The organism is Nitrobacter vulgaris, assembly GCF_031453995.1.
Classification (GTDB): domain Bacteria; phylum Pseudomonadota; class Alphaproteobacteria; order Rhizobiales; family Xanthobacteraceae; genus Nitrobacter; species Nitrobacter vulgaris.
Window position 1 is genome coordinate 124,529 of the sequence record NZ_JAVDPZ010000008.1, and the last position, 21,202, is coordinate 145,730.

Consider the following 21,202-nt stretch of genomic DNA (forward strand, 5'->3'; position numbering starts at 1 on the left):
CTTCTCATAAGAGGAGTACGGCGGGATCCGAAGGAGGTGCCGCCGTTGTCCCGCGTAGATTGGGACTTCTGGGGAGTACGAGTCGATGAAGTCACGTGAAACGCTGATCCGCCTGAAGAAATTCCAGGTCGAGGAGAAGCGTCGGAGAGTGGCTCAGATCGAGGGCATGATTGCTGATTTCCAACGCATGTCGGTCGATCTGGAGCGTGAAATCGAAATCGAGCAGGAACGTGCTGGGATCGATGATCCCGCACATTTCGCGTATCCGACCTATGCCAAGGCAGCGATCCAGCGCCGGGAAAACCTGACCCGCTCCGCCGACGAACTCCGCGTCCAGCTCGAAGATGCCAAGATGGGCTTGGCGGAAGCCTTTGAGGAGCTCAAGAAAGTCGAATTGCTGGATGAGCGCGATCAGGCTCGCGAACGCGCAGAAGAGAACGCTCGCGAGCAGGCCGATCTTGATAGTATCGGTTTAATGCGCTCGCGCATGGGCGCCGCCACCATCGCGTGACGCGGGCGATCCGCCGAAGAGAAAAATTCCGCATCGGCGCCGACGGCTTCTATCTGGGTGCGCTTATTATTATGGGGTGTTTATAACGAAAGAAAACGCCCGTGGGGGGCGGGCGTTTTCCATCGTAGTCCACTTGGGGTTAGTGGGTCCTCTACGTACTCACGTGGCGACTTCGGGGGGCAAATGTAAAGAAGCCTCGTGAATTCCTTCAAACTCCTTCATCGGACGACCATCGCGCCCGAACTCGTAACAGCCATCGGCTTTCCGGCTTTGATGACGCGTGCAGTCTGGGTATAGCCATCGTCAGCGTTCATGCGCGCTGAAATTGCGAAACCCGCCACTGCAATACCTGCAACAAGAGCCACAACCACGATCTTCAGGTGGGTCGTCCGATCCGCGCTGTAAATCGAATGGTTCATTGGAAGCCCTCCTGGCGTAACTTCCTTCTTGGAGATTGGTCTCCGCTGCCTGCGCAGAGGTTCATAATCTCGCGCCCTTAGAACGTAGGAATCGACACCAATGTTCCGAAGGGTTGATCACAAAGTGGTGAAAAGGTGTGAAGATGCGCGATCATTGAACCCGGCCTAATATGGGGAAATGGATAAATTGTGCAAATACATCAGCATTTTAACGTTAAACTGCGCTCGCGGCGCGTCCCGACGGGGCCGGCACAGGCTGGAGATAAACCAGTTGTCTGGTGCCAAAATGCCGCATTAAGAGCGGCGTGATTCGAGCAGCGTGATCAGATGCTGCCGACCGTCTTGAGCCGGGCCCGGGGATGGATTTCGGCCTGCGATAGAACAGAGGTCTGGGCGCGGAAACGTTCGACCAGCGAGCGGACGAACGGCCGGATTGCGGCCGAGGTTACCAGCACCGGCGCTTCGCCTTCCCGGGCGGCCTGTTCGAAGCGGTCGCGCACCGCGGCCATAAATTCTGATAACTTTGACGGCTGCATCGCAAGGCTGCGTTCCTCGCCCTGGCCGATGATGGAGTCGGCAAAGGCCTGTTCCCATTTGGCCGACAGTGCGACCAGTGGCAGGTAACCGTTGACGGAAGTGTTTTGGGCGCAGATTTGACGCGCAAGGCGGGCACGCACGTGCTCGACCAGCGTTGCCGGGTTGCGCGAGAAGGCCAGCGCTTCGGCGATGCCTTCGAGGATAGTGGATAAATCGCGGACGGAAATGCGCTCGGCGAGCAGGAGCTGCAGCACGCGCTGGATGCCGGATATCGTGATCTGGCCTGGAACAATGTCCTTGATCAGCTCGCCCTGTTCCTTCGGTAGATCCTTCAGAAGTTTTTGCACTTCGCCGTAAGAGAGCAGATCCGACATGTTGGTCTTGAGCAGTTCAGTGAGGTGGGTCGAAACGACGGTCGCGGCATCGACCACGGTATAGCCTTTCAGTGAGGCCTCCTCCTTGAGCGAGGCATCCACCCATGTTGCCGGCAGTCCGAAGGTCGGTTCGGTGGTATGAATGCCGGGAACCCCGACCTGATCGCCGGCAGGATCCATCACCATGTACTGGTTCGGCCAGATCCGGCCCGAGCCGGCGTCGACCTCTTTGATCTTGATGATGTAGGTGTTGGCCTCTAGCTGCACGTTGTCGAGAATCCGCACCGCCGGCATCACGAATCCCATCTCGATCGCGAGCGAGCGGCGCAGCGCCTTGATTTGCTCGGTGAGGCGATCCTGGCCATCCGGGCCGTTGACCAGCGGCAACAGCGCATAACCCAGTTCGATCTTCAGATCGTCGATCTTCAGCGCCGCCGAGATCGGCTCTTCCGCACTCGGGGGGGCGACCGCGGCGTCGGACGCCGCCGCCGCCATGGCTGCCGCAGCCGCGACGCTTTGGCGTTTTCGCGAACTCCAGGCAAGCGCCGCCGCTCCGCCGCCGAGCGCGACAAACGGCAGCATCGGAATGCCGGGTAGCAGACCCAGCACCAACATTACCCCGGCTGACATACCAAGCGCTTGCGGATAGCCGGAGAGCTGCTTCATCAGCGCCTTGTCAGCGGCGCCGGTGACGGCAGCTTTGGAGACCAGAAGGCCCGCGGCGGTGGAGACGATGAGTGCGGGAATCTGTGTCACCAGTCCGTCGCCGACGGTGAGCAGCGTGTAGCTGCGCGCGGCGTCGGCGAAGCTCAGGCCCTCCTGCGCAATGCCGATGACCATGCCGCCGATGATGTTGATGAAGACGACGAGCAGGCCGGCGACCGCATCCCCCCGCACGAACTTCGAGGCGCCGTCCATGGCGCCGAAGAAGCCGCTTTCATCTTCCAGCGCCTTGCGGCGTTCCTTGGCGGTCTTTTCGTCGATGAGGCCGGCGGAGAGGTCGGCATCGATCGCCATCTGCTTGCCGGGCATGGAGTCGAGCTGAAAGCGCGCCGCCACCTCGGCGATGCGGCCCGAACCCTTGGTGATGACCACGAAGTTCACGATCACCAGGATCGCGAACACGATGATGCCGATCACGAAGTTGCCGCCCATCACGAAGTTGCCGAAGGCCTCGATGACGTGGCCGGCGGCGGCCGAGCCTTCATGCCCGTGCGACAGGATCAGCCGTGTTGAGGCGAGGTTGAGCGACAGCCGCAGCATGGTCGCAATCAGCAGCACGGTCGGGAAAGAGGAGAATTCCAGCGGCGCCTGGATGAACAGGGACGTCATCAGGATCAGGATTGACAGCGTGATCGAGATCGCCAGAAAGAGGTCGAGGATGATCGACGGCAGCGGAAGAATCAGGACGACAAGGATCGTCAGGATGCCGAAGGCGAGCGCGAGATCGCCGCGCTTCAGCATGGTCCCGATCTCGCCAAAACTCGGAAAACCCGAGCCTGGCGAATTTGCGCCCTGATCCGCCGTGATGCCCCTCATCCTCCCTGTCTCCCCCCCACGCCCAAGGCCGCTCCCGCGCGCCGATCGTCTGCGCGGCGGCTGAGGCGGCTCCATTTTGAAGTAAGGCGCCGCCCTGGCGTTCATTGGGGGCGATGCCGTTCTGAGCGGCTGACGACGCGCGGTCCCCTAGGCAAAATTTGCCCTGTGTATGGTTAGCAAAGAGTTAAGACGCCCTCGTTGCGTCTAGTTCTGTCACTTCCGATGCCGCTAGGTCTCGTGGTCGCTGGTGACCGCTGGAACGATGTCTTTTGGCCGGTGCCCAGACAGAACGTGTTCTTTCGGCACCGCCGTCCCGGTCCGCATCGGGCCTGTACGCTCGCAACCAGCTAATAAGGTCATCGAAATAAAGGTCATCGAGATGTCCGGTTTGCGGAGCAGCGTCAAAAATCCGCTTGGTAAGACCTACGAACCCGCCTGATGCCTGCCTCAGTCCCACATCTTCGGTGGAACGCGTGCCACTTTTAGCGCGGTGGTCACGGAGAGGAGGAAATGCGCGCTCCGATCTGGCGCGCGTGCTCCGTATCGCGCTCGAAGCCACCCAAAGCCCTGACCGCCGATTGCCGCGCGGCACATGACATTGTAAGGGGATGCCTGCGCCGGCGGCGGTTGCACACGCGACGTCCGGCCGGGGCCTGTAGCTCAATGGTTAGAGCCGGCCGCTCATAACGGTCTGGTTGGGGGTTCGAGTCCCTCCGGGCCCACCAGCAAATCAGGCATCTACACGAGCCTGTGAGACCTTCCGGCTCATGTGGCGCCAACGCGTATCAATTTTACGCGAGTGCGACGAAGGCGGCGAGACGATCGGGCCGCGAATTCTCCTGCCGTTGCGCGGCCATCTGGCCTGATGCCCACAACATCTTTAGGTGCGAGATGCGGCGGGGCGACTGACATAGCTGGACAATGTCCCCGCGCAATGCACGGCACAAAGATGCCGACCTGTTCGTCAGCGCCAGAAGCTGGTTACAAATCGAATCTGTGAGGTTGGATAGGTAGTTCCGCTGTGACGACTGCAGCCGTCTTACAGAATGAACGCGGAACGCAAGATTGGGAAAGATAGGATCGACCACAGACCATGGCGCCCGTGCTCTGAAGAAGTGATACACTCGATCGCGGTCCTCGTGGGTATCTCGCCATATGATAGCAATCGGGATCGAAAAAGATGGTTTTGGTTTTACGTTGCACTGCAGCTAACACGAAAGGCTAACGTGCGCGGAGCTTGATCCTGTGGCGCTCGGCTGTCATATATTTATTTGTCCATTTTATCGTTGTGAAGTTGTTCGCAAAATGAGATTTACATTTGGTTTTATTCCCTGTCATCGAAGCCGCATCCAGGTAGGAAGATGAAGAAGCATTCGCGGGAGGAAATTCTTTCGAAGCTTGCCCGGGCAGACGAGCTTGCCCGCACGGGCAATTCCCAGGTCGATGTGTGCAAGGCGCTTGGTGTGAGTGTCATGACCCTTCATCGGTGGAGGAAACTGCCTCTGCCAAGGCAAGAAGCAAATGTTTTTCAGGACAATGCAGGAGAAGGTGTGGCGTCTGCCAGACCTCCGGCGATGGATCAGATGCGTCATGTTCTGGAGGAGCTTAAACTCGAGAACCAGCGGCTTCGAAAGATCGTCACGGATCTCTTGCTAGAGAAAATGAGGCTTGAGGAAGCCGCGGTTACGGCATCGTCTCGTCCGTCGGAGACGCAAGGTGTGCAGGCCCTGCTTGGTCCAGCCAATTCCAGATAGCTGTCCTTGGAAGGGAAAGAAGTGTCTCTCTGCGAGTGCGGAGTTACCTATTCCTCTTGGTCGGTCCGTTCGATTGCGTCCGCTAGTTCTTGGATTTCCCGATCAGCGTTATCTCCGGGCACGAAGCTTGTTACCGATTGACCGCTAGTGAAGCAACGAACGAAGGCGGCGCGGCTAGCGATCGGCGGCCCGACCGCTTCACCGAATGTATTTAACTCGTCGAGCAGTTGCCTTCCCTCGAGCGTACGGCGATCGAGCCTGTTCGGCACCAGGATCACCTTGATTCGATCCCGGCGGCGTTCCCGTGCTGCGTTAATGATCGCAAGAGTCTGAAGCGTTGCGTCGAGGTCAAGGCCGGACGGGGTGCAGGGTACCAAAATCAGATTGGCCACAGCGATGGAGGCCCCCATTTCTCGAGCGTTGGGAGCGGTGTCGATGACGATCACCCCGGCTTCAATGCTGCGCACTTCCTGCGCCCAGGCGGAGACCGACATTTGCTCCAGGGCCATTTCATAGACCGGGAATTCGAGATTGCCGGGCTCCGCCCACTGTGAGGCGGAACGTTGAGGGTCGCTGTCGACAAGCGCAACGTCATGTCCCCGGCGCGCGAGCGCAGCGGCGACACAGACCGCGATTGTGGTTTTGCCGACACCGCCTTTGCGCTGAGTAACGGTTATAATTCTCCGTCTCAGTCCGGGAGAGCTCATGCGGGCGCCACGATAACAAATTCTCACATTTTCCGGTAAAAGCATCTGCCGACGTTACCATTTCTTGACCGAAAATCACAATTGGCTGGCCGGTCAGGGTTTAAAAGCGGTCCGTCCTTCTGATTTTATGCATGCCTAGTGGGCGAATCCGACCCAGATTAGGGAAATCGGCTCGGCAAAGCACGCAGGTATCCGGCTGATGGGCCGACGATCTCAGTCGAATCTAAGTTAAGGGGACGTAATTTGATCCTTGACTTGCGCGATCTGGTGCCTCTAACATAGACATAACAATCGAGAGGTGACATAACATTTATATGTTATGCGAGCCTCGGGTCGGCTCAGGACTAGCACATTCGAACTGCAGTATATTGGTGTCGATTGGCGTCGACTGAATATCTGCTTTCGTCATGAAAAAATCCAGCCAGAGGACGCCATGGCCGTTTCCTATTTGACGAAGACCGAGTTAGGTGAGTTTCTCCATAATAACGGGAACATCGAGGCGGGCGTACGATCGGCGTTGATCGATTCGCTCGAGCAAAGCGGTGTGTTTAACGAGGGCGACAACAGTGCGAGGGGATGGTTGGAGTCAGGGCCGTTCGCCGGCGGGGCGGTGCCGCCGGTGGTCCAGATTCTGGACGTATCCAACTCGACAAGCGTCCAGACGAATCCGAATCTGAAAGCGATCGTCCTGGACGACCACAGCGCCAGACTGAACGTGACCGGCGGGGATAACGACATCTTTGTCGCCGCAGGCAGAGGTAATGATACGATCAACCTTCGCGATAGCGGTGACGATACGGTCTACGGTGGAGGCGGCAACGACGTCATCCGTGGAGGCCATGGCGACAGCTCGCTATTCGGCGGTGCCGGCAATGACAGCATTTACGGCGGCACCGGCAATGACACGCTGGACGGCGGCGCCGGCAACGACCTCCTGGTATCTGGTGCGCTGGCCGCTGGCGGAGGAGGCGGTGGCGGTAACGCGCGCGTTGCCAGCGCCGACGACAGCACCTTCGGGGATAATGATCGCGGCCGTGACGGTGGTCGTGGAGATGATCGCGGCGGCGGTCGCGGAGATGACCGTGGCGGTGGTCGCGGAGATGGCCATGGCGGCGGTCGCGGAGACGACCATGGTGGCGGTCGTGGAGATGACCATGGCGGTGGTCATGGTCATGGCGGCGGTGGCAATAATGGTGGCAATAGTGGTGGCAATAATGATGTGGAAGGACACAGCACGCTTATAGGCGGCGCTGGGAACGATACACTGGTTGGCGTGCAGGGCGACGTCATGCAAGGCGGTGCGGGCAACGACCACTTCAGGCTGTCCGGTGGTGGAGATGGCAATTCCACGCTGGAAGGCGGAGGTGGCAATGACACCTTCCGGATCGAATCGCATAGCGGCAGCGATACCATCTTCGGCGGCAACGGTAACGACTCCGCCGAGTTCGTTGGTCGTTCGTTCTTCGATGTTGCCAAGATCGACGTCGATGAGAGCACGTCGACCTACACCCTGCACTTCAACGATGAGCAGACTGTTGCGGTCAACGGAGTTGAGGAGCTGCACTTCAGCGATCAGGTCGTCACGCTGCCGAAACTCTCATAGTTCGGACGGAAGGACAGGATTGTTAAGGCTCCGCTTCGGTGGGGCCTTAACTTTTGTGATGCAAAGACATCCCACGGGGCCGCTCGTGCCTTTGTGAAGCCACATCGATAGTGTCATGGTCATAGATCGCTGGAGCGGTATTGTTCTAACTTTTTTCCGATAGCTCCGATCGGACGCCAGGAGCCGATGTTGCCCCGAGGTATCAAGCGCTTGCTCAACGCGGGCTCCGGCCCCGGGTCTGCCCGACGAATCGCTCGAATGATTCAGGAGCGAGGACTGGAAGAATTACGTTTCGATATTGATCCGAGTGTGCAACCCCACGTCGTCGGTTCTATCCTCGAACTTGAAACGGCGTTCGAGCCGCAATCGTTTGATGTGATATGGTCGTCACACGTCCTTGAGCATCTCTATGCTCACGAGATCTTTCCCACGCTGCGCCAGTTCCATCGCGTCCTGCAACCGGACGGCTTTGCCCTGATCATGAGCCCTGACGTCGAAGCGGTGGCTCATTTTATAGTCGAGCAAGGTATTGCGGCGGTCGCCTACAATTCTCCTGCAGGTCCGATCAGGCCGCTCGATATGCTTTACGGCCATTCCCGGGCCATCGAGGAAGGACACCTGCATATGGCCCATCGCACCGGCTTTACCGCAGAGCGACTTGGCAATCTGCTATTGACGGCCGGCTTCCCGACCGTGTCGGTCTCAATGCAGAACTTTGAGGTTTGCGCGCTGGCGTTGATGCCCGAGGCCGATGATGCAGCCATCAAGACAGCTTTATTAGGAAGCGGGTTTAATTTTCAGGAGCTGGCGGCTTAGTCCGGCGCGGAGCGGCCATGCACGGATACTTTTGCATGGTGGTTCAGAAGAACCCGTTGCATTTTCGGCAGTCCAATTTTGAACCCGACCAATCGAAGCATACGATAGCGAATTCCCGGGAAAGGGATGCTGGCCCAGCGCCCCAATACAAAGCGGGACACCCTGGAGCGGGGCGCGGCCCTTTAATGCCGGACTCTGCCGGCCGATGAATGCGGGCAATTGCCGCCTCAGCGCCGCCGCATCTCTTGAAATGTTCGTGTTTTCGTCACTTTCATTATATGTAATGTTATTAATGAGAGGTCATTATCATTCGCTTGATGGCAGGGATGGCCTATCATGAATTGCAACAAACAGAGCGAGACTTCATGATCGCGCCAGCCGTCGCCGAGGATGCCGATATCGATCCGATGCTGCCGTCCGGGCTCGAATGCCTGGTCATTGTCGCTCGGCAGCACGGGCTGGATCTCACCTCGACGCAGCTCATCAAGGATAATCTTCTTACCGAAGGGGAAGTGTCTTCCAGCCAGTTGGTCCGCTGCGCCGAACAGGCCGGCATGCGATCGAAGCACGTCAAACTCGATTGGGACGGGCTTTCCCATCTGAAAAAGGCGCTTCCGGCCATTGTCGGTCTCCGCAATGGAAGCTTCATGGTGTTGCTGGGCGTAACTGGAGACGCCAACAATACGCGCATCGCGCTGAGGGATCCAAACGCCGCGGAAGACGCGCTGCTCGTGATCGACAGGCTTCGCTTCGAAGACATCTGGTCCGGGGATGTCATTCTCGCCAAGCGAAACTACGAAATCTCGGATGAATCGCAGCCGTTCAGTTTCGGTCTCGTGGTCGCATTGATGTTTCGCGAGCGTCGCATTGTTCGGGACGTCGCAATCGCTGCGCTGGTCCTCGGACTTCTGGGCCTCGCGCCTATCATGTTTTGGCGCCTGCTGTCGGACAAGGTGATCTTCTATCACGCGTACAATACCTTCTACGTGCTCTGCGTCGCGATGCTGGTCATCATCGCCTTCGAGGCGACGTTCGCGTTCCTCAGGCAAGTCCTTGTTCATCGCCTGACGACCAGGCTTGACGTCAAGTTGTCCACCTATGTTTTCGAAAAGGTCCTCAATCTTCCCATCGACTATTTCGAGCAGACCGCCGTCGGGCTCGTCGCGCGCGACATCCGCGAGGTGTTCCGCATTCGCTCGTTCCTGATGGGTCAGTTATTCGGAACGGTACTGGATTCAACGACGCTGATCTTCTTCCTGCCGATCATGTTTTTCTTCAGCCCGACAATGACTTTGATAGTCTTGGCGTTCTCGGCGATGATCGTCGGGTGGCTTATTCTGATGCTGCCGACTTACCGCAAGGCGTCGAACGCCGTCCTGGTCGCGGAAGGCGATCAGGGCGCGTTTCTGGTTCAAACGCTCAACGGCATTCGGACAGTGAAATCGCTGGCGCTCGATTCGCGGCAGCGTCATTTCTGGGACGTGCTGGTGGCACGTGTCGCCAAGGCGCGGCTCGCGGAAGGAATGACGGGAAACGCGATCCAGGCGGTGGTGCGCCCGCTGGAGCGGCTGTCGGTGAGCGGTTCTTATGCGATCGGCGTTTATCTCGCGCTTATCAACGATGATCCGGTTTTCATCGGGGCATTGTTCGCCTTCCTGATGCTGTCGCAGCGGGTATCGGCCCCGTTGATGCAGATGGCGCAGTTGATCAATCAATATGACGAAGCGCGTAGTGCGGTCGCAACGGTCCGCAACCTCGTGAACCAGCCCCCCGAGGAGGGACGTTCCGGGCATGGCGTTCGCTCCGCGATCGAGGGGAAAGTGGAGTTTTCCAACGTCACCTTCAGGTATAAAGGCGCTGTCTCGCCGACGCTGAACGGCGTTTCCTTCGAAGTAACCAGGGGAACTACGCTTGGCGTGATGGGTAAGAGCGGCTCCGGCAAGACCACGATCACGCGACTCTTGCAACGATTGCATTCCGATTATGACGGGCTGATCAAGATCGACGGAATCGACGTTCGCGAATACGACGTCGATCATCTGCGCAGGAACGTCGGCATCGTGCTGCAGGAAAACTTTCTCTTTAGCGGGACGATTCGCGAGAATATCTGCGCAGCCGTGCCGGATGCCACCTTTGACGACGTCGTCAAGGCGGCGCGATTGGCGGGCGCGGAAGAATTCATCGACAAGTTGCCGCGGGGTTATGAAACCCGTGTCTATGAGGGATCGCCCAACCTCTCCGGAGGGCAACGCCAGCGGCTTGCGATTGCGCGAGCGCTGATCGTCGATCCGCCGGTTCTCATCCTTGATGAGGCGACGAGCGCGCTCGACGCCGACAGCGAGGCCATCGTGAACGGCAACATCGCGCGGATAGCGAATGGCCGGACGCTGATCATCATCTCCCACCGGCTGTCGTCGCTAACAAAGGCGGATGCCATCCTTGTGCTCAACCGCGGGGTTGTCGACGATCTCGGGCGGCACGCGGAGTTGCTGGAGCGGAACGACATCTACAGTTCGCTTTGGTACCAGCAGAACACGCATCTCGCGCCGACGGTCCGCAGTGACAGGCCTAAACTTCGGAGCCCGACCCTTGTCCCATAGCCAGGTTTCGCTGGCGACCGTTCGCCAATTTCAGTCGGAGACCGATGCAATCCGGGAGGCCGCCGAACCCCTGGTCGCGCGCGCCACCTTGTTCGTGCTTTCCGCGTTCCTGGTTTCGATTATCGTGATCCTGTGCCTGACGCGGGTCGACCGTGTCATCACCAGCCTTAGCGGCAATATCGTGCCGCTCGGTCATGTCAATGTCTTGCAGGCGCTGGATCCCTCGATCATCAAGACGATCGACGTGCGCGAGGGCGAGCAGGTGGAACGGGGGCAGCTGCTCGCTACGCTCGACTCGACCTTCACGTCCGCGGACCTGATGCAGGCGAAGTTGCAGATCGCGAGCCTTGAGACCCAAGTGGCGCGCGATGAGGCCGAGCTGAAGCAGGAGCCGCTCGTATTTGCCGACAAGTCGGATCCCGACTACCAGAAATACGCGGGCCTGCAGAAGGCGCTCTACGGTCAGCGCGTGGCTCAATATAACGCCCAGCTCAACAGCTTCGAATCAAAGATCAGGGAGACCAAGGCGACGATTGAAAAGCTGCGCGACGACGATGCTCGCTATCGGCAGCGCGACGAGATCCTGGCGAAAATCGAAACTATGCGCACCACGCTCGCCGAACGCGGCACCGGATCGCAGCTCAACATGTACATCTCCCAGGACGCCCGGCTGGAATTATTACGGACGCTGGAAAATGCACACAATGGCCTGATTGTGGCGCAGAATTCACTGGGATCGATAACCGCCGATCGCGACGCATTCAAAGAGCAGTGGTTTGCGCAACTGAGTCAGGATCTGGTGACGACGCGCAACAAGCTCGATGAAGCAAGGGCGACCTATGAGAAAGCGCTCAAGCACCAGAATCTCGTGCGCTGGACGGCTGCCGAACCCTCGGTGGTGCTGACGATGGCAAGGCTCTCGGTCGGTTCGGTCCTCAAGCCGGGAGATCCCTTCATCACGCTCATGCCGATCGACATCAAGCTTGAAGCGGAAATCAGGATCGCTTCTCGCGATATTGGGTTCGTTCAGGCTGGCGATCCCTGCACCATGAAGGTCGATGCCTTCAATGCGGCGGAGCATGGTACGGCGAGCGGAAAGGTGCGTTGGATTAGCGAGGGCGCGTTCACCACGGACGATGACGGCAAGCCACTCAACTATACTTATTACAAGGCGCGGTGCTCGGTTGACACCTCCGATTTCAAGGACGTGCCGAGTAATTTTCGTCTGATTCCCGGCATGACCCTTCAGGGGGACGTCAATGTCGGAACCCGCTCGGTCGCGATGTATCTGCTCGGCGGAATGTTGAAGAGCTTCCACGAGGCGATGCGTGAACCATGATGCTTTCATCTAGATCGCTTTTACAGTGGTTGCGCCCGGCTTCTGCATCTTCTCGAGCTGGTGCTTTTGAGTGTGGAATGGCTGCGTATGAGCGTGGCCAGTATCTTGAATCGATCAAGCACTGGAAGCTGGCGTCGGAGACAGGCGAGGCCGAGGCCGCCTACCGGATAGGAATGCTTTATGTAAAAGGCGAAGGGGTCGTCAGGAGCGTACCCGATGCCGCCATCTGGTATGAGCGTGCAGCGCGGCTCGGCAACGTGGAAGCGCAGTTTCAGCTCGGCCTGATCTTTCTACAGGGGGAAAAGCCGCTGCTGGGTCCGCATCGCCACGAAACATGGCGCCAATCCTCGGCCGTACGTCTCGGCGACAAGGCGTCGAATATTCACCAGCTTGTGTTTCCGCATGGAACGAGTGTTGAGCGGAATATTGACGCTGCTTTCCATTGGATATCGGTCGCGGCGGAAAGAGGCAAAGCCGAGGCGCAGACGGTCCTTGGCAACATGTATAGCGAGGGGCTCGGCTGCGAGAAGAATCTCCAGATAGCGTTCGCATGGTATGGAGTTGCGGCCGAGCAGAACTGCGCCGCGGCAGAATTCGCTCTTGGCGATATCTATTTCCAAGGCAAAGGGGTTCCCGTCGATTTCGAACAGGCGGCAGCCTGGTATCGCAACGCGGCCGGGCAGGATCATGTAAGGGCGCAGGTTGCGCTCGCGTTCATGAACCTGAAGGGCACGGGGATGCCGGAGAACCCTGCGGAAGCGGCCCGCCTGTTCCAGGGCGCGGCCATGCACGACGATGTCATCGCGCTCTATAACATCGGCCTGTTGCGCTTGAAGGGCCAGGGTGTTGCGAAGGATATCGACAGGGCCGAAACCGCGCTGCGCAAGGCGGCGCGCAAGGACTACTATCCGGCGGTTCAGGCGTTGGCGGAATTCTATTCGCACGGCGCAGCAGGTTTCGCGCCCGATCTGCGGGAGGCCGCGGTCTGGTATGAGAGGGCCGCCGAACGGGACGACGTGCAGGCGCAGTTCTTCATGGGTCGTTTCTATGCGACCGGGACCGGTGTCGGCCCGAATATCCGTCAGGCCGCAAGATGGTTTGAGCGCGCAGCCCGCAATGGTCACGCGACTGCCGCTTTCAACATCGCCATCTTCTACCTCAACGGCTCCGGCGTCGAACGTAACGTGGAAAGCGCGATTGAATGGTTTGAGCGCGCGTCCGAAGGCGGCATCAACGCCGCGCAGTTGCAGCTCGGAAGACTTTACTCGGCAGGCAATGGGGTTCCGCGCGATCAGAAACGGGCGGAAGAGTGGCTCAGCAAGGCCGCTGTGGGTGGGGACCCGGACGCCAAGACAGCCTATGCGCTTTTCCTGCTCCATCAGGACGGTTCGACCGAGCAGCTTGAGCAGGCATGCGCGCTATTGATCGAGGCGGCTGAGGCAGATCACGCGCCGGCGGCATTCCAACTCGGCGTATTGCATATGGGAAAGTTTGGAGGGGACGCAGACGTCGAAGCCGCTATCACATGGTTCGCGCGTGCCGCCGGCGCGGGGCATGTCGATGCGCAATATGCCCTTGGGCTTCTTCATCTCGATCCAAACGGTATGAGCGATGCGAAGGCTGCGGCGTCGTGGATGACGAAGGCCGCGCATGCAGGTCATGCCGGTGCGCAGTTTCAACTCGCCGTACTGTATTGCACCGGCGCAGGCTTAGCCCAGGATGTTGCGCAAGGGGCGCAGTGGTACGAGGCCGCCGCGCGACAGGGACACAAGGTTGCGCAGTTCAACCTCGCGGTGATGCTTGGAAAAGGGCAAGGCTGCGAGGCCGATCCCGGGAAGGCAGTTGAATGGTTCGAAAGAGCAGCTCAGCAGGATATGGCGGAAGCGCAGTTTGCGCTCGGCGACGCGTTGATGGCGGGAAGCGGCGTTACGAAAGATCAGGACGCGGCGGTGCAGTGGTATCGCCGGGCAGCGAATCAAAACCATGAAGGTGCCCGGCGCCGTCTGGATGCGGCCGGCGTGACAACGGTCGATGGCTGAGCATCGCTCGCGATCAGGTTCGATCTTGAGAATTGAAAGCGGGACCATCCTTTTTCACGCAAGGTCTCGCCGGCGGAATACGAGTGGCCTGCCTTTGGGCCTCGCCCGCGCGTGATGCGGGATCATGAGTCTAACAGGTCAGGGCTGTCAGGAGACCCGGGTACGATGAACAAGATTGCGGAGCGCGATGTCAGGAATGCGAAGAATACGCGACCCGTCGCCAGTCCTATTCCACATGAGGAAAATCTTCAAAGCTCGTTTCTGGATCCCGATCTCAGCGATCTGGAGTCAGGCGCGCGCCTGCGCGGGGCAATACTGGAGCATTCCGGCCGGGAAATTTCTGGCTGGATCGTCGATACGCGCTCGCCCACGGTATCTGTTTCTCTTTCTCTCTTTGTCGGACCCCACGCGATCGAGGAGACGAGAACGGATCGCGCGGCTCCCGCCGGAATCGGCTCGGGAATGGCAATCGGCCGTCCCGGATTTCGTATCGATCTGGCGAACCCTGTCGCGCGTCGACGTCTGGCGCGCGCGCTCAGAAACACATTGGCGGACCCGGACCAGACACAGATCTATCTTCGCGTTCGTCTAGATGATGGAGAGTTTTTCGAGATCCCGCTCTTTGACGCCATCGCGCCCGATGACCTGGTTGTCGCGCTCGGATTTTCGCCCTCCGATTATACCGACCTGCTGATTCCCAATAACAACAGGCCTATCACACCTGATCCGGATCCCGCCGGCAAGCAGGTGCGTCATGTTTGTTTCTATCTCCCGCAGTTCCACTCGTTCGAGGAAAACGACAGATGGTGGGGACCCGGATTCACCGAATGGACCAATATCGCACGTATGCGCCCTCAGTTTCCTGCACATCAATCTCCCTGGCTGCCGGCAGATCTGGGCTTTTATGACGTGAGATTGACGGAGACCCGCCGGCAACAGGCCGAGTTGGCTCGCCGCTACGGCATCCATGGCTTCTGTTACTACGTTTACTGGTTCCAGGGTCGCAGGCTGCTCGAACGGCCATTGCAGCTTCTTCTGGAGGATGGAGAGCCAGACCTGCCGTTCTGCATTTGCTGGGCGAATGAGAACTGGTCGCGCCGCTGGGACGGTTCGGATGCCGAGCTCCTGCTCGGACAGAATCACGCGTTGGAAGATGACGTCCGCTTCATCGACGATATGGCGGAGCTCCTGCTCGATGAACGCTATATCACGGTAGATGGTCGCAAGATCATCCTGATCTATCGGCCCTCGCTGTTGCCGGACAGGCAGAGGCTGTTTGAAACATGGCGCGCAAGAGCGAAGGAACTAGGTATCGGGGAAATTCTGATCTGTAACGCCATGACGTTCGGAGAGTTTGATCCACGCGACGTGAACTGCGATGCGGCAGTTGAGTTTCCTCCGCACACCGTCTCGACGACGGAGCAGCCGCTGTCCGAGCTGGGCGCGCCGGCGAACTTCACCGGAAAAGTTTACGACTATGTTGATGCCGTGCGCTCGTCTCTGGGTAAGACCTACGATTTTCCCTGCTTTCCGGCCGTCATGCCGCGCTGGGATAACACGCCCCGCAAAGGTTCACGCGGACACATCTTCAACAGATCGAGTCCGGAGGCGTTCGAGGTATGGCTGCGGGATGCTGCAGGGAGAGCAAGAAAGGGCCCGTTTGCGGAGCCGATTGTTTTCATCAACTCCTGGAATGAATGGGCCGAGGGAGCTCACCTGGAACCGGACTCGCGGTACGGTCGGGCGTTTCTGGAGGCAGTGAGAAGGGTGGCATCGTCCGAGCCAATCTCGGCTCAGGTCCGTTCGAATCCGGATTTGCTGGACTGCCTGAGTCGGCAAGAGCTCGAGCAAGCGATGAAGGAGGCGAGTACCCACGTTCAATTGCTCGCTAACATTCATCGATCGGAGATGATCTATTCCGGCCTGCAACATATGCGAAGCGGGATTCCGGTTGAGGCCGAGGGCGCGTCGGAAAATCCGGCGGAATCGTTGTTGGTCGTCGAAAACATTAATTCTCAAACGAACGAACGGGTGGTGGTGGACCCGCGATCGGTCGTGCTCGTACGAGGATGGGTTTGTGCGGGCGGTTCCTTTGAGGCAAGCAAACACAGGATTGCCTTCCTCATCCTTCTCTCCACGGCCTCCGAAATGCCGGACCGAGACGGTTATTGTCTGGTCGTGGACTGGCATGAGCGGTTTGACGTCAAGGAATATATGAGAACGAAGAGCAGTGATTGCTATTTTGGTTTCCAGCTCTCCTTTCTCGTCCACGATCTTCCTGAAGGAGAGTACCAGATCGCGGTTCTGGAGGTAGGTGAGGGGAGTCGTGCGCTCATCAGATCGAATCATTCGATCATTGTTCGACGCTGAGCGGGGGGATCCGCATGTTGGCCAGCGTCGTCATCGCTTGCTACAAGCATGAAGCGTATATCGAAGAATGCCTGGAGACTGTCTATCGACAGAACTTCCCCGACGTTGAGCTCATTATCGTCGACGATCACTCGCCTGATAAGAGCTTCGAAATCGCGCAACGGGTTCTCAAAAAAAGATCCTTTGCCAAGCGCTTCGCATCTTGCTCGCTCCTGAAGAATCCTCTCAACCTCGGAGCGCCCGGCACCTGGAACAGGGCGTTGTCTCTCGCGAAGGGAGACATGATCTTCCTCCTGAATTCAGATGATGCATTTTCGAAAGATCGTATCCGGATATTTGCGAGCCAATATGAGAGAGAAAAGCTGTTTTTCGGCTTTTCGGCCGTTGAGCCAATCGATGAACGCGGCAGGCCGATAACAACCTATCAATTTCCGACGAGCCTTCGATACGCCATTGATCGCGGCCGAATAACGGGTTCTCCGTTATCCTGGATATTTTTGGATTCACAGGTCGCTGCCTCAAGCGGCAACTTCGTATTGAGCCGGGAATTGCTAAGGAAAATCGGGTTGCTGTCCGATCTGAAATACTGCCATGACTGGGAGTTTGCGCTACGTGCCGTAACGGTAGTCGAGCCCAAATATGTCGAATCGGATCGCTATATGTATCGGCTCCATTCGACGAATAGTTTTCGAAGCTTGAGCAAGGTGGCCGAACGCGAAACAAGGGCTTGCATGGCGTCGTACTGCACAAACGCGATAGCTCAACGACCGATCAATAGAGCTTGTCTGAGCCCCATAAACTTCGGAGATGCCTTCTACAGTTTTATCAAGCTACATCCGAACTTCAGCTATTGGTTAAAGCAGCTGTATGCTCCTTACCATCCTGACCATCGGACCGTGGACTGGAACGAATGGACGATGCCGCTCAAGTGGCGATGATGATCTCGGGCTGAATGAATCCAAAGCAACATGTTAGAGCGCTTTTCGAGCGAAGTAGATAACGGTTCGCGTGAAGAAAACGCGTCAGACCAAAACCATAAAGCTAGGCATCTAGGTCTGTCCGAAGCGAAAGACTCGAGAGATTTCAACCCAGTTGAAACAGCTTAGCAGAGTTTAGGCTTGCGGCTCGGGACGGCTGTCTTCTTGAGAACTTGACGCAGCGCATCAAGACGGTCTGTCTGGCAAGGCAGCGTCGGCATCAGCCAGCCGCCTTCATCGTTCTCGTTCCAGGCATAGATCAGCACGACGGGGGCCTGCTCACTCAATGGTCGAGCGGTGACCCAACCGAGAGCGCGTTCCAGATGATCGGCGAGCTCTTTCTTCGTCGGCGCTGTGAAGAAGTTCTCTATGCCTTCTCCTGGTTTCTGTTTTTTTTCCCATGGGACAGGATGTTCAATGCGAGGGCGGCGATCCCATCCCGTCATCACGGTCGGCACCACAGGCAGGTGACCATTACTGAGTTCGTTCCAGCCTCGCTCAGCAACTCGCGTAAGCTCGGCAAAAGATCCTCGGCCATTCCCTATCGTGAGCGCGTATGATCCGGTCGCATCCCCGCCGATATGTTTAGCTTCCCGCATCAAGAAATTCTGATCTCCGGCCAGCACGATGTAGGGATTAGCCAACCCCGCCTCGGTTGCGCTACTTCTAAACTTTTCGATTTGCTCTTTCAGACCCGCGACTCCTTTCCAGTTTCGTTCTATGGAGGCCGGCGCGATGAAACCCAGAAAATATAAAGGTCGGTCACCCGAGACTCGCAGGTAATTCCTGTCCGCCATGAGACCGATATGCTCTTGAGGCAAGGTTGTCGGCTTGTTGCGTGACCCCCACCGGTCAAGTTCGGTAAATAGACAATATCTGAGGCTGTCACTCGCCGCGCTAGCTCTGAACTGATAGAGCGCCTTCGACATCGGATGGTTTGATCCGTAGGCAACGAAGGCCCAATAATCGAGGCCGGCGAAGACGGCTTGACTTATCTCCTTGTCCATTTCCTCTGGCGTGATGGGAGGGAAAGAAAAAGGCTTCGGATCGTGGGCGGAGCTTTTGGCGAAAAATGGCGCTCGCCAACGATATTTCTCGGGCGATAGCGAGTTCTCGACTGCTTCAGTCGGCGCCGAGCCCGGCGAATACCAGGCATCCCAGCGGATTGCTCCCACCAAGGGTCGGGGTTTTATCGCCGTTGCGGCGAAACTCCCGCGCCGGAAGATCGGCGTGATAGGCGGAACCAAGCTTGCCGCCAGCGAAGCGACAATCGTGCGTCGGGTCAACATGCGCGAACGCCTTCCGTCTGTAGTGAGTGTCAGGCTCGTTCATTCAACCATAACACTGAACAGCGGTATTCGTTAACTGATCTGTTGATTTTCCTCGAAAAGACCTTACAAAAATCTAGAATAGGCTTCACACGTGAATTGAACACTGCTCTGATCTGTTAAGATCATGCCGCAATCCGGCAAATCAAAGTCGGCTTCGCCGGAATTGGGAGCCGGTGTCAGGGTTTTTGAACAAGCCTGGAGCGCGACAGGGTGGGAATGGAAACTGCGACACTGACAAAATTCGGCTTGGACCTGGACGTCGATGCGCTCACGGCCAACGAGATCGAACCAAGATTGAAAGAGTTCTTTTCCGGCCGGATTGCCAATCCGAATCCGGAAGAACTGATGCAGTCGGTCAAGGAGCTGGAAGAGCAGTTTGGCGGGTACAGCGAGTATCAGTTCGCGAGAGCTGCGGTGCTGATGCAGGCGTGCGATTTTGCGCGAGCACGAGAGATTCTGACGCGTCTCGCGAGAGAACTGCCGTCCGATTCCCGTATTCTGCATCGACTTGCCGTAACCCATTTGAACATGGGTTCGGCCCAAGCGGCGCAAGATACCTATCTTGCCGCCTTGGCGGCTGCTCCCTCGAGCGAGAATCTCCGCCGGGAATTCGCTGGCCTTCTCCGAGTCATGGAGGCCAAGAAGCTCTATGCCGGCGTGAGCCGCAAGAAGCACAGATTATCTGTTGTTTGTGCGATCAAGAACGAAGCGGACGATCTGCTTGAGTGGCTGCATCTCCACAAGCTGGTCGGTGTTGATCATTTCTATTTGTACGACAACGAAAGTACCGACGAAACGCGAGCGATAATTGAATCCTTTCCTTGGCCGGACATGATCACCTACCACCATGTGAAAGGTGAGTTTGGACAAATACGCGCCTTTCATCACGCAATCGACAGCTATCGGAATAGCTCCGAATGGTGCGCGTTTATCGATGCCGACGAGTTTCTTTATCCCGTCGAGGGTAACAGCATCAGGGATGTTCTGGACGATATTCCCTCGGCGCCGGCTGTCGCGGTTCAATGGCTGAATTTCGGTTCCAATGGTCACGAGGCAAAACCACAAGGCCTCTGCATTGAGTCGTTTACGCGACGGGCTCCTGATGATTTTCCGGATCATTATGTGATGAAGTCGATCGTGCGCCCCGATGCGATCGTGGCCTATCTTCACCCCCATCAGTCGCTGGTATTGGGATGTTACGTCCAGGAGGACGGCGCCCCCGTTTTCCCGATCGGCGGTCGGTGCTCGGTTCCGAAGCGCAAGAAGCTGGCCATCAATCATTACTATACGAAATCTCGACAGCAGCTTTTGAAGAAGCGGGAGCGGGGGAGGCCTTTGGCGGAAGGTGACCCCGAGCGCATACGGGCGATGGAGTTCTTCACGCTTCGCGACCGCAATGACGTCGAGGATCTGACGATCCTGAAATTCCTGCCTGAGCTCAAGAAACTGGCCCATCGCTGAAAGTTACGATGCCGATACAACGCACGGTGCGCGCTGTATGCGAATTCAGCTCTGGTCCGAATTCGCCGGTTGCGGCGCGGGCACCGAGGCTGTTTAGCTATAGCGTTTTCGAGCGGAGTGAATTCCGGTTCGCGTGAAGAAAACGCGTCAACGAAAAGCTATTGATTCCATCAGAGCCGGAATAGCTGTTAGGCCGGCTCGGCATGAAATGATTGGAGGAGGGCCTCTGCAATTCTTTTTTCCGGAAGAGGGCGGAAGAACGAGATATCGCCGGCAGTTGCAATCTCGCGTGCGATCTCCCTGACGCAATGATACTTTGGACGTGAAGTGAAATCGTGAATGCCGATAATCGCATTCGGACTACAGTGCAATACGATCTGCGCGAAGCACGCGACCCTGAAACGACCGTCGACGAAATAGAGATCCGCAGCCGCGCTATGCGGCATTTTCCAGATGGCCGAGTGATAGTCCGGCCAGCGCGATTTCGTGGAGGCGTCAGTCGGAAATCCCCATTCCCCAGTCGGACCGATATCGACAAAAATCAGCTCTGGCTTTGTTTGACTCGAGGCGCATGCGGTCCTGACCTGATCGAGCCATTCCCGGGAAGAATCAACAGAAAGTATCGAACTCTGAACGTGCCTTGATGCGACGGCAGTGCTTCCGCCGGTTCCAAATTCCACGTAGATGCGGCTGTTTCTGACGAACGACAGAAATAAAGCCGCCTCATCTGAGAGCCTGTTTGAAAATTGGGCTAGGCGGGGATTCCGGTATCGCAGCGAATATGATTCACACTTGGGATGTGGACACGCAAGCAGCGAAGCCGGA

Annotated in this window: 15 protein-coding genes and 1 tRNA gene; 11 read left to right on the top strand and 5 right to left on the bottom strand. The window is 57.7% G+C overall.

Annotated features, from left to right (window positions below; all coding sequences use genetic code 11):
* Positions 1-85: 85 nt before the first annotated feature.
* Entirely contained in the window at positions 86-511 is a 426-nt protein-coding gene (fliJ, locus tag GGQ85_RS07385) for a flagellar export protein FliJ (protein WP_079445678.1), read from the top strand.
* Between the two features lie 218 nt (positions 512-729).
* Here the strand turns inward: fliJ and GGQ85_RS07390 are convergent, their stop codons facing one another.
* Together GGQ85_RS07390 and flhA are read right to left on the bottom strand one after the other, a co-directional pair.
* Positions 730-930 carry a hypothetical protein gene (locus GGQ85_RS07390; protein WP_079445679.1) on the bottom strand — a complete coding sequence of 67 codons (201 nt, stop codon included), beginning with the start codon at positions 928-930 and terminating at the stop codon, positions 730-732.
* A gap of 323 nt (positions 931-1,253) precedes the next feature.
* Positions 1,254-3,380, bottom strand: coding sequence for a flagellar biosynthesis protein FlhA (gene flhA / locus GGQ85_RS07395; RefSeq protein WP_309773964.1), 2,127 nt, complete (start codon positions 3,378-3,380; stop codon positions 1,254-1,256).
* A 649-nt stretch (positions 3,381-4,029) separates the two neighbouring features.
* Between flhA and GGQ85_RS07400 the strand changes: the two genes are divergently transcribed.
* Together GGQ85_RS07400 and GGQ85_RS07405 are read left to right on the top strand one after the other, a co-directional pair.
* Positions 4,030-4,105, top strand: a tRNA-Ile gene (locus GGQ85_RS07400).
* Between the two features lie 636 nt (positions 4,106-4,741).
* Positions 4,742-5,134, top strand: a complete 393-nt coding sequence (locus GGQ85_RS07405) for a transposase (RefSeq protein ID WP_079445691.1) — start codon at positions 4,742-4,744, stop codon at positions 5,132-5,134.
* A gap of 47 nt (positions 5,135-5,181) precedes the next feature.
* On the opposite strand, the gene GGQ85_RS07410 is transcribed toward GGQ85_RS07405, so the two are convergent.
* Positions 5,182-5,841: a nucleotide-binding protein gene (locus tag GGQ85_RS07410; protein ID WP_309773965.1), complete on the bottom strand. Its 660-nt coding sequence runs from the start codon at positions 5,839-5,841 to the stop codon at positions 5,182-5,184.
* A 433-nt stretch (positions 5,842-6,274) separates the two neighbouring features.
* Here GGQ85_RS07410 and GGQ85_RS07415 point away from each other — a divergent pair, with 433 nt between their 5' ends.
* From GGQ85_RS07415 to GGQ85_RS07445, 7 genes are all read left to right on the top strand, one after another.
* Positions 6,275-7,444 (top strand): calcium-binding protein, encoded by a 1,170-nt coding sequence (locus GGQ85_RS07415; protein WP_309773966.1) that lies wholly within the window; start codon positions 6,275-6,277, stop codon positions 7,442-7,444.
* A gap of 210 nt (positions 7,445-7,654) precedes the next feature.
* The gene (locus GGQ85_RS07420) at positions 7,655-8,260 is read left to right on the top strand and encodes a class I SAM-dependent methyltransferase (protein ID WP_309773967.1); all 606 of its coding nucleotides are present in this window, start codon (positions 7,655-7,657) and stop codon (positions 8,258-8,260) included.
* Positions 8,261-8,625: 365 nt separating this feature from the next.
* Entirely contained in the window at positions 8,626-10,860 is a 2,235-nt protein-coding gene (locus GGQ85_RS07425) for a peptidase domain-containing ABC transporter (RefSeq protein ID WP_309773968.1), read from the top strand.
* A complete protein-coding gene (locus GGQ85_RS07430; protein WP_309773969.1) occupies positions 10,850-12,199 on the top strand; it encodes an HlyD family type I secretion periplasmic adaptor subunit in 1,350 nt (449 codons plus the stop codon). Before GGQ85_RS07425 ends, GGQ85_RS07430 begins: the two co-directional genes overlap by 11 nt.
* Complete coding sequence (locus GGQ85_RS07435) at positions 12,199-14,238, top strand: SEL1-like repeat protein (protein WP_374708856.1); 2,040 nt, start codon at positions 12,199-12,201, stop codon at positions 14,236-14,238. The genes GGQ85_RS07430 and GGQ85_RS07435 overlap by 1 nt, the downstream gene beginning before the upstream one ends.
* 165 nt (positions 14,239-14,403) lie before the next feature.
* A complete protein-coding gene (locus GGQ85_RS07440) occupies positions 14,404-16,608 on the top strand; it encodes a glycoside hydrolase family 99-like domain-containing protein (protein ID WP_309773972.1) in 2,205 nt (734 codons plus the stop codon).
* Between the two features lie 14 nt (positions 16,609-16,622).
* The gene (locus GGQ85_RS07445; RefSeq protein ID WP_309773973.1) at positions 16,623-17,546 is read left to right on the top strand and encodes a glycosyltransferase family 2 protein; all 924 of its coding nucleotides are present in this window, start codon (positions 16,623-16,625) and stop codon (positions 17,544-17,546) included.
* 164 nt (positions 17,547-17,710) lie between these two features.
* On the opposite strand, the gene GGQ85_RS07450 is transcribed toward GGQ85_RS07445, so the two are convergent.
* Together GGQ85_RS07450 and GGQ85_RS07455 are read right to left on the bottom strand one after the other, a co-directional pair.
* Positions 17,711-18,514, bottom strand: coding sequence for a glycoside hydrolase family 71/99 protein (locus GGQ85_RS07450; protein ID WP_309773975.1), 804 nt, complete (start codon positions 18,512-18,514; stop codon positions 17,711-17,713).
* Positions 18,515-18,707: 193 nt separating this feature from the next.
* Positions 18,708-18,917 carry a hypothetical protein gene (locus tag GGQ85_RS07455; protein ID WP_309773976.1) on the bottom strand — a complete coding sequence of 70 codons (210 nt, stop codon included), beginning with the start codon at positions 18,915-18,917 and terminating at the stop codon, positions 18,708-18,710.
* Positions 18,918-19,132: 215 nt separating this feature from the next.
* Between GGQ85_RS07455 and GGQ85_RS07460 the strand changes: the two genes are divergently transcribed.
* Complete coding sequence (locus GGQ85_RS07460; protein WP_309773977.1) at positions 19,133-20,377, top strand: glycosyltransferase family 92 protein; 1,245 nt, start codon at positions 19,133-19,135, stop codon at positions 20,375-20,377.
* Positions 20,378-21,202 lie beyond the last annotated feature (825 nt).

Bases quoted from the DNA above. Each gene is read 5' to 3' on its own strand.
- GGQ85_RS07405 (WP_079445691.1), top strand. From the start codon at position 4,742: ATGAAGAAGCATTCGCGGGAGGAAATTCTTTCGAAGCTTGCCCGGGCA.
- GGQ85_RS07455 (WP_309773976.1), bottom strand. From the start codon at position 18,917: ATGAACGAGCCTGACACTCACTACAGACGGAAGGCGTTCGCGCATGTT.
- GGQ85_RS07415 (WP_309773966.1), top strand. From the start codon at position 6,275: ATGGCCGTTTCCTATTTGACGAAGACCGAGTTAGGTGAGTTTCTCCAT.
- GGQ85_RS07460 (WP_309773977.1), top strand. From the start codon at position 19,133: ATGGAAACTGCGACACTGACAAAATTCGGCTTGGACCTGGACGTCGAT.
- fliJ (WP_079445678.1), top strand. From the start codon at position 86: ATGAAGTCACGTGAAACGCTGATCCGCCTGAAGAAATTCCAGGTCGAG.
- flhA (WP_309773964.1), bottom strand. From the start codon at position 3,380: ATGAGGGGCATCACGGCGGATCAGGGCGCAAATTCGCCAGGCTCGGGT.
- GGQ85_RS07440 (WP_309773972.1), top strand. From the start codon at position 14,404: ATGAACAAGATTGCGGAGCGCGATGTCAGGAATGCGAAGAATACGCGA.
- GGQ85_RS07425 (WP_309773968.1), top strand. From the start codon at position 8,626: ATGATCGCGCCAGCCGTCGCCGAGGATGCCGATATCGATCCGATGCTG.
- GGQ85_RS07435 (WP_374708856.1), top strand. From the start codon at position 12,199: ATGCTTTCATCTAGATCGCTTTTACAGTGGTTGCGCCCGGCTTCTGCA.
- GGQ85_RS07390 (WP_079445679.1), bottom strand. From the start codon at position 930: ATGAACCATTCGATTTACAGCGCGGATCGGACGACCCACCTGAAGATC.
- GGQ85_RS07445 (WP_309773973.1), top strand. From the start codon at position 16,623: ATGTTGGCCAGCGTCGTCATCGCTTGCTACAAGCATGAAGCGTATATC.
- GGQ85_RS07450 (WP_309773975.1), bottom strand. From the start codon at position 18,514: ATGTCGAAGGCGCTCTATCAGTTCAGAGCTAGCGCGGCGAGTGACAGC.
- GGQ85_RS07410 (WP_309773965.1), bottom strand. From the start codon at position 5,841: ATGAGCTCTCCCGGACTGAGACGGAGAATTATAACCGTTACTCAGCGC.